Origin of the sequence: Minwuia sp. (assembly GCF_048007105.1) — a bacterium.
Classification (GTDB): domain Bacteria; phylum Pseudomonadota; class Alphaproteobacteria; order Minwuiales; family Minwuiaceae; genus Minwuia.
This window is the reverse complement of record NZ_CP180352.1, coordinates 1,741,913-1,755,832: the sequence shown is the minus strand read 5'-3', so window position 1 is coordinate 1,755,832 and position 13,920 is coordinate 1,741,913. Positions and strand designations below refer to the sequence as shown.

The 13,920-nt window shown below is 67.0% G+C and carries 9 protein-coding genes; 5 read left to right on the top strand and 4 right to left on the bottom strand.

Annotation, left to right across the window (positions count from 1 at the left end):
• Positions 1–11: 11 nt before the first annotated feature.
• The gene (locus ACMVY4_RS08460) at positions 12–4,418 is read right to left on the bottom strand and encodes a calcium-binding protein (protein WP_416899722.1); all 4,407 of its coding nucleotides are present in this window, start codon (positions 4,416–4,418) and stop codon (positions 12–14) included.
• 399 nt (positions 4,419–4,817) lie between these two features.
• On the opposite strand from ACMVY4_RS08460, the gene ACMVY4_RS08455 reads away from it, so the two are divergent.
• Together ACMVY4_RS08455 and ACMVY4_RS08450 are read left to right on the top strand one after the other, a co-directional pair.
• Positions 4,818–5,807 carry a phosphotransferase gene (locus ACMVY4_RS08455; protein ID WP_416899721.1) on the top strand — a complete coding sequence of 330 codons (990 nt, stop codon included), beginning with the start codon at positions 4,818–4,820 and terminating at the stop codon, positions 5,805–5,807.
• Entirely contained in the window at positions 5,800–6,237 is a 438-nt protein-coding gene (locus ACMVY4_RS08450) for an MmcB family DNA repair protein (RefSeq protein ID WP_416899720.1), read from the top strand. The genes ACMVY4_RS08455 and ACMVY4_RS08450 overlap by 8 nt, the downstream gene beginning before the upstream one ends.
• 170 nt (positions 6,238–6,407) lie before the next feature.
• Here ACMVY4_RS08450 and metH read toward each other — a convergent pair whose 3' ends face one another.
• Genes metH through ACMVY4_RS08435 form a run of 3 tightly spaced genes read right to left on the bottom strand, consistent with a single transcriptional unit; the run spans position 6,408 to position 11,815 of the window.
• Positions 6,408–9,890, bottom strand: coding sequence for a methionine synthase (metH, locus tag ACMVY4_RS08445; RefSeq protein WP_416899719.1), 3,483 nt, complete (start codon positions 9,888–9,890; stop codon positions 6,408–6,410).
• A gap of 18 nt (positions 9,891–9,908) precedes the next feature.
• Entirely contained in the window at positions 9,909–10,835 is a 927-nt protein-coding gene (locus ACMVY4_RS08440) for a methylenetetrahydrofolate reductase (RefSeq protein WP_416899718.1), read from the bottom strand.
• A gap of 2 nt (positions 10,836–10,837) precedes the next feature.
• A complete protein-coding gene (locus ACMVY4_RS08435) occupies positions 10,838–11,815 on the bottom strand; it encodes an ArsR/SmtB family transcription factor (RefSeq protein WP_416899717.1) in 978 nt (325 codons plus the stop codon).
• Between the two features lie 244 nt (positions 11,816–12,059).
• Here ACMVY4_RS08435 and ACMVY4_RS08430 point away from each other — a divergent pair, with 244 nt between their 5' ends.
• The 3 genes from ACMVY4_RS08430 to ACMVY4_RS08420 are packed head-to-tail and all read left to right on the top strand — an operon-like array spanning position 12,060 to position 13,856.
• A complete protein-coding gene (locus ACMVY4_RS08430; protein WP_416899716.1) occupies positions 12,060–12,659 on the top strand; it encodes an MlaC/ttg2D family ABC transporter substrate-binding protein in 600 nt (199 codons plus the stop codon).
• Complete coding sequence (locus ACMVY4_RS08425; RefSeq protein WP_416899715.1) at positions 12,659–13,426, top strand: SIR2 family NAD-dependent protein deacylase; 768 nt, start codon at positions 12,659–12,661, stop codon at positions 13,424–13,426. The genes ACMVY4_RS08430 and ACMVY4_RS08425 overlap by 1 nt, the downstream gene beginning before the upstream one ends.
• A complete protein-coding gene (locus ACMVY4_RS08420; RefSeq protein ID WP_416899714.1) occupies positions 13,407–13,856 on the top strand; it encodes a GNAT family acetyltransferase in 450 nt (149 codons plus the stop codon). The genes ACMVY4_RS08425 and ACMVY4_RS08420 overlap by 20 nt, the downstream gene beginning before the upstream one ends.
• The last annotated feature ends 64 nt before the right edge of the window (positions 13,857–13,920 follow it).

Genomic DNA, 13,920 nt, shown 5'->3' with positions numbered 1-13,920 from the left:
GTAGTCAACCATCAGATGGTGAACAAGAGGTTGTTCTCATCGTCGAAGAAGTCGACGCCGCCGCCGTTCTGGGCCAGTGCGAAGGCCTGGGTCGACCCGCCAACCAGATTGACGTCGGTGACGGCCGAGCTGTCGAAGGTGATCGTGCCGTTGCCGTCCAGGAAGCTGATGCGCACCACGCCGCCGCCGAGGTTCTCGAAACCGAGTTCGGAGCGGTCGTCGACGCCCAGGATATCGAGCACGTTGCCGGCGCCGAAATCGATGATCTGATCGTCATTGGCTTCCAGGTCGGTGCGGCGGGCGAACTCGTAGAAGTCCTTCTGGTTCGCGCCGCCCAACATGGTGTCGGAACCGTTGCCGCCATTCAGCGTGTCGAAGCCGACATTGCCGCGCAGATCGTCATTGCCGTCGCCGCCGAAGATGCGGTCGTCGCCCTGATCGCCGGTGATGAAGTCGTCGCCCGCGCCGCCGTCGAGTTCGTCCGCGCCCACCTGGCCGCGGATCTTGTCGTTGCCGGCGCCGCCGAAGATGGTGTCGTTGGCGCCCGCGCCGAACAGTTCGTCGTCGCCGTCGCCACCATCGATGAAGTCGTCGCCGCCATCGGCGTTGATGAAGTCGTTGCCTTCGCCGCCGAACAGGAAGTCGCCGTCCAGTCCGCCGCGCAGCTGGTCGTTGCCTTCGCCGCCCTCGATCGAGTCGATGCCGTCATTGCCGCGCAGGACGTCGTCGCCCAGGCCGCCGAAAATGGTGTCGTCGCCATCCTCGCCGTCGGCGAAGTCGTCGCCGTCCTCGCCGTGCAGTTCGTCGTTGCCGTTGTTGCCGCGCAGATTGTCGGCGCCCTCGCCGCCCAGCAGCGTGTCGTTGCCGCCGGAGCCTCGCAGGAAATCGTCGCCCTCGCCGCCCTCGACACGGTCATCGCCGCCGTCGGCCACCATGAAGTCGGCGCCCAGACCGCCAAACAGGAAGTCGCCGTCGCTGCCGCCGCGCAGCACGTCGTCGCCATCGTCGCCGAACAACTCGTCGACGCCGCTGTCACCGCGGATCACGTCGTTGCCCGCGCCGCCCTCGGCCCGGTCGTTTCCGGCGCCGCCTTCCATGAAGTCGGCGCCGAGGCCGCCCAGGATGGTGTCGGCGCCGTTGTGACCGCGCACGGTGTCGTCGCCGTCACCGCCATCGACAAGGTCGTTGCCGTTGTTGCCTTCCAGCTTGTCGTTGCCGTCGCCGCCGGAGACCTCGTCGTCGCCCTCGCCGCCGGAAACGAAGTCATTGCCCGCGCCGCCGGCGACGGTGTCGTTGCCGTCGTCGCCCTTGACCAGGTCGTCGCCCTCGCCGCCGTCGAGATTGTCCGCACCGGCGCTGCCGCGGAGTGTGTCGACGCCCGCGCCGCCGAAGAGGCTGTCATCGTCCTCGCCGCCATCCAGGAAGTCGTTGCCGTCGCCGCCCAGAAGGGTGTCGAGGCCCAGACCGCCCTTCAGCGTGTCGTTGCCGATGCCGCCGTCCAGAACGTCGTTGCCGGCCTCGCCGACCAGCGAGTCGTTGCCCGTGCCGCCGAACAGCAGGTCGTCGCCGCCATTGCCTTCCAGCAGGTCGTCGCCATCCTCGCCATTGACCGTGTCGGCACCGTCGCCGGCCTCGACCGTGTCGTTGCCGATGCCGCCATAGACCAGGTCGTCGCCCTCGGCGGCATTGATGTCGTCGTCGCCTTCCTCGCCATAGAGGATGTCGTCACCTTCGTTGCCGGCCACGCGGTCATTGCCGAAGCCGCCATAGACGGTGTCGTTGCCCGCATTGCCTTCGACGAAATCGTCGCCCCAGCCGCCAAAGACGGTGTCGTCATCGTCGAAGCCGCAGACCGTGTCGTTGCCGGCGCCGCCGAACAGCAGATCGAAGCCGTTGCCGCCGAAGACCCAGTCGCTTCCTACGCCGCCGAAAAGGGTGTCGTCACCGTCGCCGCCGCCGACGAAGTCGTTGTTGGGGAAGCCGTCATCGACCAGCACCGGCAGGGCCGCGAAGATCACCGCGCCGGTATAGACGTTGCCGCCGTTCGGGCGGTCGCCGCCTTCGTCGTTCAGTTCGGTCTCGATGTCGGCGGCATCGAAATTGGCCGCGCCGCTCTGGTAGCCCCGGAACTGCGCCGGATCGTAGGTCAGCTCGCCTTCGGATGCGTCGGTGGTCGCGCCGTTGAACTCGATCAATTCGACGAAGAGATTGCGGTCCTCGTCGCAATCAGGGCCGAAGGAATTCTCGTGGGTGATCTCGTCCCAGGCGTCGTTCAGGAAGTCGATCCGGACTTCGCCCGCACGCTCGATGTCGGTCAGGCCGGAGATGTCGAAGGCGTAGGCCGTCAGCGACTGGGTCACGGTCACGGTGCCGACCACGACGCCGCCGACAGAGACCTGCATCTCGGGGAAGATTCCGTCCAGCGGCGAACCGTGGGCGTTCACGATCAGCGTGTTGCCGTCGCCGTAGCCGTTCGCAGTACCGTCGCCGAACATCAGGTCGTTGCCGTCGAGGCCGCGGAGATCGTCATTGCCGCCGCCGCCAACCAGCGTGTTGTCGCCAAGATCGCCCGTGATCGTGTCGTCGAAGTCGGAACCCCACACGCCCTGGACGCCGTTGAGCACGCCCTCGTTGGCGTCGGCATCCACGAAGCGGTTGTTCTGCAGCGCCGCGACGATGCCGCCGCCGGCGCTCTGGAAGCTGACGGTGTTCGCGCCGGCGCCGCCGTCGATGGTGTCGGCGCCGCCGAAGCCGTCGATGGTGTCGTTGCCATCGCCGCCATTGATGACGTTGGCGCCCGAATTGCCGAACAGGCTGTCGTTGAAGGCCGAGCCGTTCAGGTTCTCGATGTTCTCGAGGCTGTCGATCCCGCCATCACCGTCCTTCTCGGCAATGCCGTGATGCAGGCTGGCCAGCACCGTGCCCTGCGCGCCGGAATAGTCGGCGGTATCGATGCCCGCGCCGCCGTCCAGCACGTCCGCATCTCGGCCGCCGGACAGCACGTCGTTGCCGTCGCCGCCCTGGACGGTGTCGTAGCCGTCGCCGCCGTTCAGGACGTCATTGCCCTGCTGGCCGTCGATGACGTCGTCGCCGCAATCGCCGTTGATGGTGTCGTCGAACGAACCGGTGTTCGGGGTGACGATGTCGATCTGCCAGTTGACGTCGTTGAAGTCGCCGTCGCCGCCGTTCTCCAGGTCTTCCCAGTTCGAGTTGCCGCCCAGTTCATTGTCGGTCTCGTGGTCGAGGCCGTCGCCGTTGAGCGCCTGGCCCGAGAAGAAGACCGGACCATGGCCGCCGGCAGCCGCCACCGGCACGCCGCCGTCGAGGGCCTGCAGCTCGCCGCTGCCGTTGTCGGCAAAGGTCACTGCGTCGCCGTCGGCGAGGTCCGGATTGAGATTGCCGCCATTGGGGATCAGGAAGAAGCCGAGCTTCGAGGCGCCGCCGAGGGCGGCAGCGTCGAGCGTGAAGGTGAAGACGTCGGCGCCTTCGGCCGCATCGGAAGTCTTGACGTTCGCCTTGACGATCTGGCCGGAGACCGGGGTGCCGCTGCCGTCCGCCAGATAGAAGCCGAAGCTGGAACCGAAATCGGCGGAACCGCCGAGATAGTCCATGGTGATGGTGATCTCGCCGAGGCCGGCAACGTCCCAGGTGCCGTCCGCACCCTGGGACAGGGCGGTTTCGCCGGTGACAGCCGCGCCACCGTCGCCGAACAGGGTGTCGTCGCCCTTGCCGCCGAAGATCAGATCGTTGCCTGCACCGCCCTCGACGGTGTCATTGCCGCCGTCGGCGAGAATCTCGTCATCGCCGATGCCGCCGGTCAGGTATTCGTCGAAATCGATCGAATCGTCATCGGCGCAACCGCAATCCTCTTCATCGCCACCGCCAGGCGTGGTGTCGTCGCCGCCCGGAACCGTATCGCAATAGGAACCTTCGGAGCCGTCCGAACCCTTCGAACCGCCGGTGCCGTACGAACCGTCGGAGCCATACGAACCGCCGGAACTATTCGAGCCATCGGAGGACTTGGAACCCTTGGAGCCATCGGAGCCATTCGAACCGTCAGAACCGTTCGAGCCGCCAGAAGACTTGGAGCCGCCGGAGCCATTGGAACCGTCAGAAGATTTGGAGCCGCCCGAACCGGTCGAACCGTCGGAGGACTTGGAGCCGCCCGAACCGGTCGCACCGTCGGAGGATTTGGAGCCCTTCGAGCCGTCCGAACCCTTGGAGCCGTCCGAACCCTTGGAGCCGTCCGAACCCTTGGAGCCTTTCGAACCGCCGGAGCCGTTCGAACCCTTCGAGCTGTCAGAACCCTTCGAGCTGTCAGAACCCTTGGAGCCGTCAGAGGACTTCGAGCCCTTCGAACCGCCGGAGCCGTTCGAACCCTTCTCGTCCTTCCAGTCGTCGTCGTCGTACTTGCCCATGGTCTCGCTGTATCCGGGGTCGGGGGATATGTCTGACCGTTCCGCAGCAAATGGTGTGCCACAAACCCCGGAAGTGATCACAAGTGCCGGAAAACGCGTGCAGATTGAGCCTGAGGTCATCGGGATACCCGCCCCCGAAGGGAAGAGACGCGCGGCGGCGCGACGAAGAAATCCTATTTCATTGAAATCATTTGACTATTCCTGATCCGCCTGAGCGAAGCGACGATCAGGGCTGCGCGTCTCTCAGACGTCGTCATGTACCCGACACCCGGTTCTGCACCTGTCATTTTCTGGGACTCGAGGGGGACGCTGTTGCAGATTCAGGACAAATTCATGTGTCGTCAGGGAGTCGCAAAGTGCACCCTTGCCGCAGGCGGAGACAGGAACGAAACTGAAACAATGAACGCGCGTATCGAGCAGGCCGAACGGCTGATCACCGAAATTCTGGGGCGGCCGCCGGACAGCCACAGCCGCCCGACCGGGTCGTCAGCGCGCGCCATCCGCTTCGTCTCAGGCAACGAGTCGGTGATCGCCTCGCTCCGGCCGAGCGAGCAGCGGGCGCGGCTGGAAGCCGAGGTTCTGACACGGCTGTCGGAAGCCGATGCACCGGTCCCGGGTCTTGTCGCCCGGCGCGGCGCCTGGATCTTCCAGCAGGATCTGGGCGGCCGGCGTCTGACCGAGGCGCTCTGGGACGCCGGCGCCGACCAGCAGGCGCTGATGACGGCAGCGCTCCAGTCGCTTGCCGCCATCCATGCCGCCGCGGCAGGGTCCGGGATCGCCGGCCGGCTCGCCACGCTGGGTGCTTCGGAGGCCTGGCGGCAGGGATTTGCCGGCATGCCGGCCCGACTGGGCGCCGGCGCCGGACTGCCGCCGCCGGCCTTCGACATGGAGACCGCGGCCCGGCTGCTGACGCCGCGCAGGACCGCGCTGGTCAAGTGGGACGCCCGGCCGGCCAACGCCATGCTCTGCGATGACGGCGCGATCCGCTGGTTCGACTGGGAGCATTGCGGCGTGCGCGATCCGCTGGACGATGCCGGATGGCTGCTCGGCGATGAATTCGCACCGGCGGACGGGCCGGGCGTGAACGAGGCTCTCGCGGCCCTGGCGCCCGAAACGTCCGATGGCGAAAGGCATGCCGCGGAGCAGTACCTGCTGTGTTTCGGCACGTTGCACATGTCGGTCCGGCTGGCGCTGATCCTGACCAAGCGGGCGGAAAAGGGCGGCTGGCGGGACTGGCAGGAGGTGCTCAGCCAGGACAAGGTGGGCTCGACGGCGGCGGCCTTCCGGCGCACGGCCAACCGGGCCGGCGACTGGGCCGGGCGCTCGGCCGTTCTCGCACCCCTGTCGCCGTGGTTCCATGACCTCGCGGCCGGTTGTCCCGATGAGTGAGGCCGCCGAGGATCGGCTCTACGGCGACGCCATCGCCCGCGGCGTGATGCGGCTGATGGCGGAACATGACCGGCCGTCGATCAGGGAGATGACGCTGAAGAACGGCCGCCGCGCCGACGTGGTGGCGCTCGGCAAGGACGGCGACATCTGGATCGTCGAGGTGAAGTCGTCGGTCGCCGATTTCCGCTCGGACGCCAAGTGGGGCGATTATCTGGAGTTCTGCGACCGCTTCTTCTTCGCCGTCCCGACCGACTTCCCGAAGGAACTGATCCCGGCGGAATGCGGCCTGATCGTCGCCGACGCCCATGGCGGCGCCTTCCTGCGCGACTCCCCGCTGGAGAAACTCACCGCCGCCCGGCGCAAGGCCGTCACGCTGCGCTTCGCCCGCCTCGCCGCCAGTCGCCTGCTGCCGCCGGTCGGGTTGGTGTAGGGCAAGGGACACGACTTCTGAGAGGCCCTCCCCCTCCGAGGGGGAGGGTTGGGTGGGGGTGGGAGCAGCTCAGGCGCCTGCCATTGTTCCATCAACGCAGCCGACCCCCACCCGTCGCTGCGCGCCGGCCTCCCCCTGCCAGGGGGAGGCTCCGGAGGCGCGAGACAACCTCACACCGAGAAGTATTTCGCCTGCTTGTGCAGGACCACGATGGCGGAGGTGGACTGCTCCGGGTGCAGCTGTCCCTCTTCGGCCATCTCGACGCCGATCCGGCCGGCGTCCAGCAGGTCGAGAATCTGCGACTGGTCCTCGAGATTCGGGCAGGCGGGGTAGCCGAAGCTGTAGCGCGAGCCGCGATAACCCTGCTTCAGCAGCTTGCGCATGTCCGGATCGTCCTCGGCCGCGAAGCCGAGTTCGCTGCGGATGCGGGTGTGGACGTATTCCGCCATCGCCTCGGCCATCTCGACCGAGAGGCCGTGCAGGTAGAGGTAGTCCTGATAACGGTCGGCGGCGAACCATTCGCGCGCCACGTCGGACGCCCTGCTGCCCATCGTGACCAGTTGCAGCCCGATCACGCCCTTCTCGCCGGTCGTCGCCTCGGGGAAGAAATCGGCGATGCAGAGCCCGCCTTCACGCTTCTGGCGCGGCAGCGAGAAGCGCGCCTTCTCCGCACCGCTGTCGGGATCGTAGAGCACGAGATCGTCGCGCTCGCTCGCAGCCGGCCAGTAGCCGTAGACCGCGCGCGGCTGCAGGATGTCCTCCTTCTGGGTCCGGGCGAGCATGTCGTGCAGGATCGGACGGACTTCCTTCGCGGCCCATTCCAGATAGTCGCCGCGGTCGCGCCCGGCCTTGCGGAAGCCCCACTGGAACTGGAACAGCATGGTCTCGTTCAGATAGGGCAGCAGCGTCTTCGACGGCACGCCTTCGAGCACCCGCGCGCCCCAGAACGGCGGCTCGATCTTCTCGGCGTCGCGGTGCAGTTCGCTCCGCCGCAGGCTGACCTCGTCGTAGTCGACAGGACGCTCGGCGCCCGATGACGGCCGCCCCACAGCCTTGCGGGATGACGGCCGCTGCGCCCGGGTCTCGGAGGCCTCCTCGACATGCTTGTCGAAGGCGCGGTTCTTCACCTTGTTCATCAGATTGAGGCCGTCGAAGGCATCCCGGGCATAGGCCACACCATTGCCGCCATAGGCCTGCAGGCAGTCTTCCTCGACATATTTCCGGGTCAGCGCCGCGCCGCCCAGGATGACGGGGGTACGGACCTGCCGGCGTGCCATTTCCTCGAGATTCTCCCTCATGATGACGGTCGATTTCACCAGCAGGCCGGACATGCCGATCGCGTCAGCCTTCTCCTTCTCGGCCGACTCCAGAATTGCGTCCAGCGGCTGCTTGATACCCAGATTGACGACCCGGTAGCCGTTGTTGGTCAGGATGATGTCGACGAGGTTCTTGCCGATGTCATGGACGTCGCCCTTCACGGTGGCGAGGACGATGGTGCCCTTCTGCTGACCCTCGGTCTTCTCCATGTGCGGCTCGAGATGCGCCACGGCGGCCTTCATCACCTCGGCCGAGCGGAGCACGAAGGGCAACTGCATCTTGCCCGCGCCGAACAGCTCGCCGACCACCTTCATGCCGTCGAGCAGGTGCTCGTTGATGATGTCCAGCGGCGGGATGGTCTCCATCGCCTCGTCGAGATCGGCAGTCAGCCCCTCGCCGTCGCCGTCGACGATGCGGTCCTTCAGCCGTTCCTCGACGGTCTCGGCCCGCTGCTTGACGGTCTTCTTCACCTTCCGGTCCTGGAAGATCTCCATGAAGGCTTCCAGCGGGTCATGACCCTCGCGGCGGCGGTCGTAGATCAGGTCCTCGGCGGCCTTGACCTCGTTCTCCGGGATCTGGTGCAGCGGCATGATCTTGGAGGTATGGACGATGGCGGCGGTCATGCCCCGCTTCTGCGCGTGGTCCATGAACACCGAGTTCAGCACATGGCGGGCGGCGGCGTTCAGGCCGAAGGAGATGTTGGAGAGCCCAAGCAGGATCTGGCAGTCGGGCAGTTCCCGGGCGATCCCCTCGATGGCGTCCAGCGTCCAGAGCCCCAGTTTCCGGTCGTCCTCGTTGCCGGTGCAGATGGTGAAGGTCAGCGGGTCGATCATCAGGTCGGACGACGGCAGGCCGTGCGCGGTCGCGAAATCGTGCAGCCGGTGGGCGACGCGCAGCTTGTCCTCGACGGTCTTGGCCATCCCGTCCTCGTCGATGGTCAGGCCGATGATCGCCGCGCCGAAGCGCTTCGCCAGCTCGATGCGGCGGTCCGCCGGCTCCTCGCCGTCCTCGAAGTTGAAGGAATTGATGATCGGTTTGCCGCCATAGAGCTTCAGCGCCTCCTCAAGCACGTTGAGCTCGGTTGAATCGACCACCAGCGGCGCCGTCACCGCGCCGCGCATGCGGGTCAGCACCTCGGACATGTCGCGGACCTCGTCGCGGCCGACATAGGCGGTGCAGAGGTCGATGGCGTGGCTGCCCTCGCCTTCCTGATCGCGGCCCATGGCGACGCAGGCGTCGTAGTTCTCGGCCGCCTGCAGTTCACGGAACTTCTTCGAACCATTGGCGTTGCAGCGCTCGCCCACGGCCAGCACAGCATTCTCCTGCCGAAGCGGCGTCTGCTGGAACAGCGAGGCGATGGACGGCGTCCATTCGGTCTGGCGCGACTTCGGCGCCGGCCGCCGGCGGCCCTCGCCGAGTTCCTGCAGCATCGCGTCCAGGGCGGCGATGTGTTCGACCGTCGTGCCGCAGCAGCCGCCGACCAGCCCGACGCCCTCCTCGCCGACGAAACGCTTCAGCCAGAGCGCGAGGTCGGACGGCGACAACGGATAGCTGGTCTGGCCGTTGACCAGTTCCGGCAGGCCGGCATTGGGCTGCACGGAAACCGGCTTGCCGACATTCGCGGTCAGCCAGCGCACATGCTCGGCCATTTCCTTCGGCCCGGTGGCGCAGTTGAGGCCGATGCCGTCCACGCCAAGAGAATCGAGCACTGTCGCCGCCGCTGCGATGTCGGCGCCGACCAGCATGGAGCCCGTGGTCTCGACGGTGACCTGCACGAAGATCGGCACGTCGGACCCGGCCTCGCGCCGGGCCTTCTTGGCGCCGTTGACCGCCGCCTTCACCTGCAGCGTGTCCTGGCAGGTCTCGATCAGCAGGCCGTGCACGCCGCCCTCGATCAGGGCCGCCGCCTGCAGGGTCAGCCCCGCCTCCAGTTCGTCATAGCCGATATGGCCGAGGCTCGGCAGCTTGGTGCCCGGTCCGATGGAGCCGAACACGTAGCGCGGCCGCTCCGGCGTCGAGAGCTCGTCAGCCACCTCGCGCGCCAGCTCGGCGGCGCGGCGATTGATCTCGGCCGCCTGGTCCTGCAGGTCGAACTCGCGGAGCGTGATCGGCGATCCACCGAAGGAATTGGTCTGCACGATGTCCGACCCGGCTTCGAAATAGCCGCGGTGGATGTCGCGGACCACGTCCGGCCAGGTCAGATTCAGGATCTCTGTGCAGTTCTCGCAGTTCCGGAAATCGGCTTCCAGATCCAGGTCCATGACCTGGACCCGGCTGCCCATGGCGCCGTCACAAAGCAGCACTTCGCGCGACAGCGCGTCCAACAACTCACTCATGTATCAGGGTCTCTTCGTTCAGGCTTCGGCGGGCCGGGCGGCCATGGCGGCAGCGGCGGTCATCGCCCGGTCTGCATCGGCGCTGCCGATCAGCCGGTCGAGGATCGCAGCCGTCATGTCGGCCTTGTTCAGGGTGTAGAAGTGGAAATCGCGGACGCCGTGGCGCATCAGCCGCTCGCAGAGCGCATGCGCCTGGTCGATGGCCACGTTCCGACGGTCGGCGTCGCTGGTGCAGCGCTCGAACCGGGCCAGCACCGTCTCCGGGATCGTGGCCTCGCAGGCCGCGGCGAACTTCTGCACCTGCTCCAGATTGCGGATCGGCAGGATGCCGGGCACCACCGAGCGCCAGACGCCACGGGCCGCGAGACGGTCGCGGAAGCGCAGGTAGATTTCAGGGTCGAAGAAGAACTGGGTGATGGCGCGGTCGGCGCCGGCGTCGAACTTCGCCTTCAGATTGTCGATATCGGCATCCACCGAGGGCGATTCCGGATGCTTCTCGGGATAGGCGGCGACCGAGATGTCGAACTCGTGCAGCCGCCGCAGCCCCTCGGTCAGCGCCGCGGCATTGGCATAGCCCTGCGGGTGCGCCTGATAGCGCCCGCCATTGCCCTGCGGGTCGCCGCGCAGCGCCACGATGCGGCGGATGCCGGCCTGCCAGAATCCCTGGGCGACGGCGTCGACAGTCTCCCGCGCCGCGCCGACCGCCGTCAGATGCGCCGCCGGTTCGGAACCCGCACCTTCGGCGAGGTCGATGGCGGTATCGAGGGTGCCGGTCTGATTGCTGCCGCCTGCGCCGTAGGTCACCGAGCAGAAGGTCAGCCCGAAACGGCGCAGCGCCTCGGAAGCGGCGCGCGCCGAGCGCGCGGCCTTCTCGGTCTTCGGCGGGAAGAACTCCGCCGACAGCTCAAGGCCGGCGGTATCGGAGGGTATGATGTCGATCTGCATGGTTATTCCCCGTTCTCCGCGGAAGGTTTGGTGGCCGACCAGACGCCGACCGGCAGCGGCCGGCCCGTCAGTTTCACGGCAGCGCCAGGCTCAAGTCCGGCGGTCCGGAACCAGGCGCTGATCTCCCGGTCGTCGAAGCCGAGCCGGCGGTGCGCCTGCTCGGTCTTCAGGTGTTCGAGTTCGTGCGGCAGCAGGTCGGCGATGACCAGCCGCCCGCCCGGCGCCAGAACACGCGCCGCCTCCCGGACCACCCGGTCGGGGTCGTCCAGATAGTGCAGCACCTGGTGCGCGGTGATCAGGTCGAAGCTGCCCCGCCGGAACGGCAGGCTGTGAATGTCCGCCTGCCGGACCTGCACGTGCCTCAGGTCGGGCCGGTCGAGCGTCTGCCGCGCCACTGCCAGCATCTCGGCATTCACGTCGACCCCGACCGCCCGTTCGGCACGGCCTGCCAGAATAGCCAGGAGCCGGCCCGTTCCGGTGCCGAGATCGAGCAGCGATCCGATGGCGCCCGGCCCCAGAACACCGTGCAGCGCCGTCTCGACCTCGCGCTCCGACACCTGAAGACGGCTGAGCTCGGCCCATTGTTCGGCGTTCTTCGAGAAGAAGGCCTGCACGCGTTCGCTGCGTTTCGCCCGCACCTCGTCCAGCCGCTCCAGATAGGTGGCGGTCGGATCCATGGCGGTATCGAGGATGGCCACCAGAGCTTCGCCGATCTGCGACGCGGCCTCGGACATGGCATGCCGGTAGATGACCCAATTGCCCTCGGTGTAGCGCTCCAGCAGGCCCGCATCGCAGAGCAGCTTGAGATGGCGCGAGACGCGCGGCTGGCTCTGGTCGAGAATCCAGGTCAGTTCACTGACCGACAGGTCGCACAGCCTGCAGAGCATCAGCAGATGCAGACGCGTCGGATCGCCCGCGGTCTTCAGGACCGTGACGAGAGACTCTGCCGGCAGGCCGTTCGGTTCGACGCGCGCATCCAAGGTGCTGCGACCTCCACTTGTCGCTTCCGCGACAGACATAACGATATCTTTATATGCGACATGAAAGCGGAAAACAACAGCCGGTGTGATCGCGGCTTTGCCGGGTCCGACCGACCCGTGGTAGAGACCCGCCGGGGGTTGACGTCACGATGGGGTGTGGGCACAGAGGCGGCGGACTGCAAAAGCTTGCCTCGCCGCAGAAATGCGACCACATCCAGAGACGGTTCTAACGGGAGCACCAGAAATGATGAATGCGCTTGCGAGCCGGGTACTTGGCCCGATCTGCATCATGCTCGTGATGTCCTTCCAGGCGGTCGCAGCGGAAGAGCCGGCAGCGCTGATCGAGCGGCTGGGCGGTCAGGCGATCGGCATCGTCGCCAACGGCGCCGACACGACAGACGACAAGCAGAAGAAGTTCGAGGCGCTGTTCGACGAGGGCTTCGACGTGCCGCTGGTCGCGCAGATCGTGCTGGGCCGCTACTGGCGCACGGCCACGGCGGAGCAGCGCGACGAGTTCGTGAACCTGTTCCACAAGTACATCATCTCGACCTACGCCTCACGGTTGAACGCCTATTCCGGCCAGACCTTCGCGGTCACCGGCGAGCAGCGCCTCAACGATGACGAGGTCATGGTCAAGTCGGTGGTGAAGGACCCGGGCGGCCCCGACCTGAAGGTCGACTGGCGGGTGCTGAACCGCAATGGCGAGAACCGCATCGTCGACGTCTATGTCGAAGGCGTCAGCATGGCGGTGACCCACCGTTCGGAATTCGCCTCCGTCATCGCCCAGACGGGCCAGGTCGAAACCCTGCTGGAGCGCCTCAGGTCCCAGACCGGACAGGGCTGATGAGCGACGGCTTCCCCGATCCCGCCCAGGTCCAGGAACTGAGCGAGATGATCGCCGGGGCGAAGCGCATCGTCTTTTTCACCGGCGCCGGCATCTCGACGGAATCGGGCATTCCCGACTTCCGCTCGCCGGGCGGTCTCTGGACCAAGTTCCAGCCCATCGACTTCCGCGATTTCATGCGATCCGAGGAGATGCGCAAGGAATCCTGGCGGCGCAAGTTCGGGATGGAGGGCACCTTCCAGGCCGCCGAGCCGAACCGCGGCCACCGGGCGGTCGAGAAGCTGATCCGCGATGGCCGCGCCAGTTCGGTCATCACCCAGAATGTCGACGGTCTGCACCAGGCGTCCGGCGTGCCCGACGAGAAGGTGATCGAATTGCACGGCAACTCGACCTACGCCAAATGCCTCGACTGCGGCACGCGCAAGGAACTGGCCGAGATTCGCGAGGCCTTCGAGCGCGACGAGACCCTGCCCTCCTGCATCTTCTGCGGCGGCATCGTGAAGACCGCCACCATCTCCTTCGGCCAGAGCATGCCGGTCGACGAGATGCGGCGCGCCGAGGAAGAAACCCTGCAGGCCGACCTGTTCATCGTCCTCGGCTCCTCGCTGGTGGTCTATCCGGCCGCCGGCTTCCCCCGCGTGGCCAAGGAGAACGGCTCCCAGCTGGTCATCCTGAACCGCGACCCGACCGATCTCGACGTGTTCGCGGATCTGGTCCTGAACGCCGAGATCGGCCCGACCCTCGGCGATGCCGTCGGCATCAACTGAGCCCCTGCCGCCGGTCCGCCCCTACGAGGCGGCGATGCGGGACGGCCTGGTCGCGCTCTGGACCGACTGCGGTCTGACGCGCCCCTGGAACGACCCGGACGCGGATATCGAGCGGGCTGTGTCGAACCCCGGCTCCACCATCTTCGTCATCTGCCAGGACGATCAGGTCGTCGGCTCGGTCATGACCGGCTATGACGGCCACCGCGGCTGGGTCTACTACCTGGCCAGCGCCCCGGCGATGCGGGGCCGCGGGATCGCGGCGACGCTGATGCGCGCCGCCGAGGACTGGCTGCGCGACCGGGGCTGCCCCAAGATCGAACTGATGGTCCGCGACACCAACGACGCCGCGCTCGGCTTCTACGACCGGCTCGGCTACGAGCACCAGCCCGTCAGCGTGAAGGCGAAGTGGCTGATCGAGCCGGAGGGCTGAGGACAGCCGCCGCCCGTCATGCCCGCTTCATGCGGGCATCCGGTCGGTCATCGACCTTGCGGCG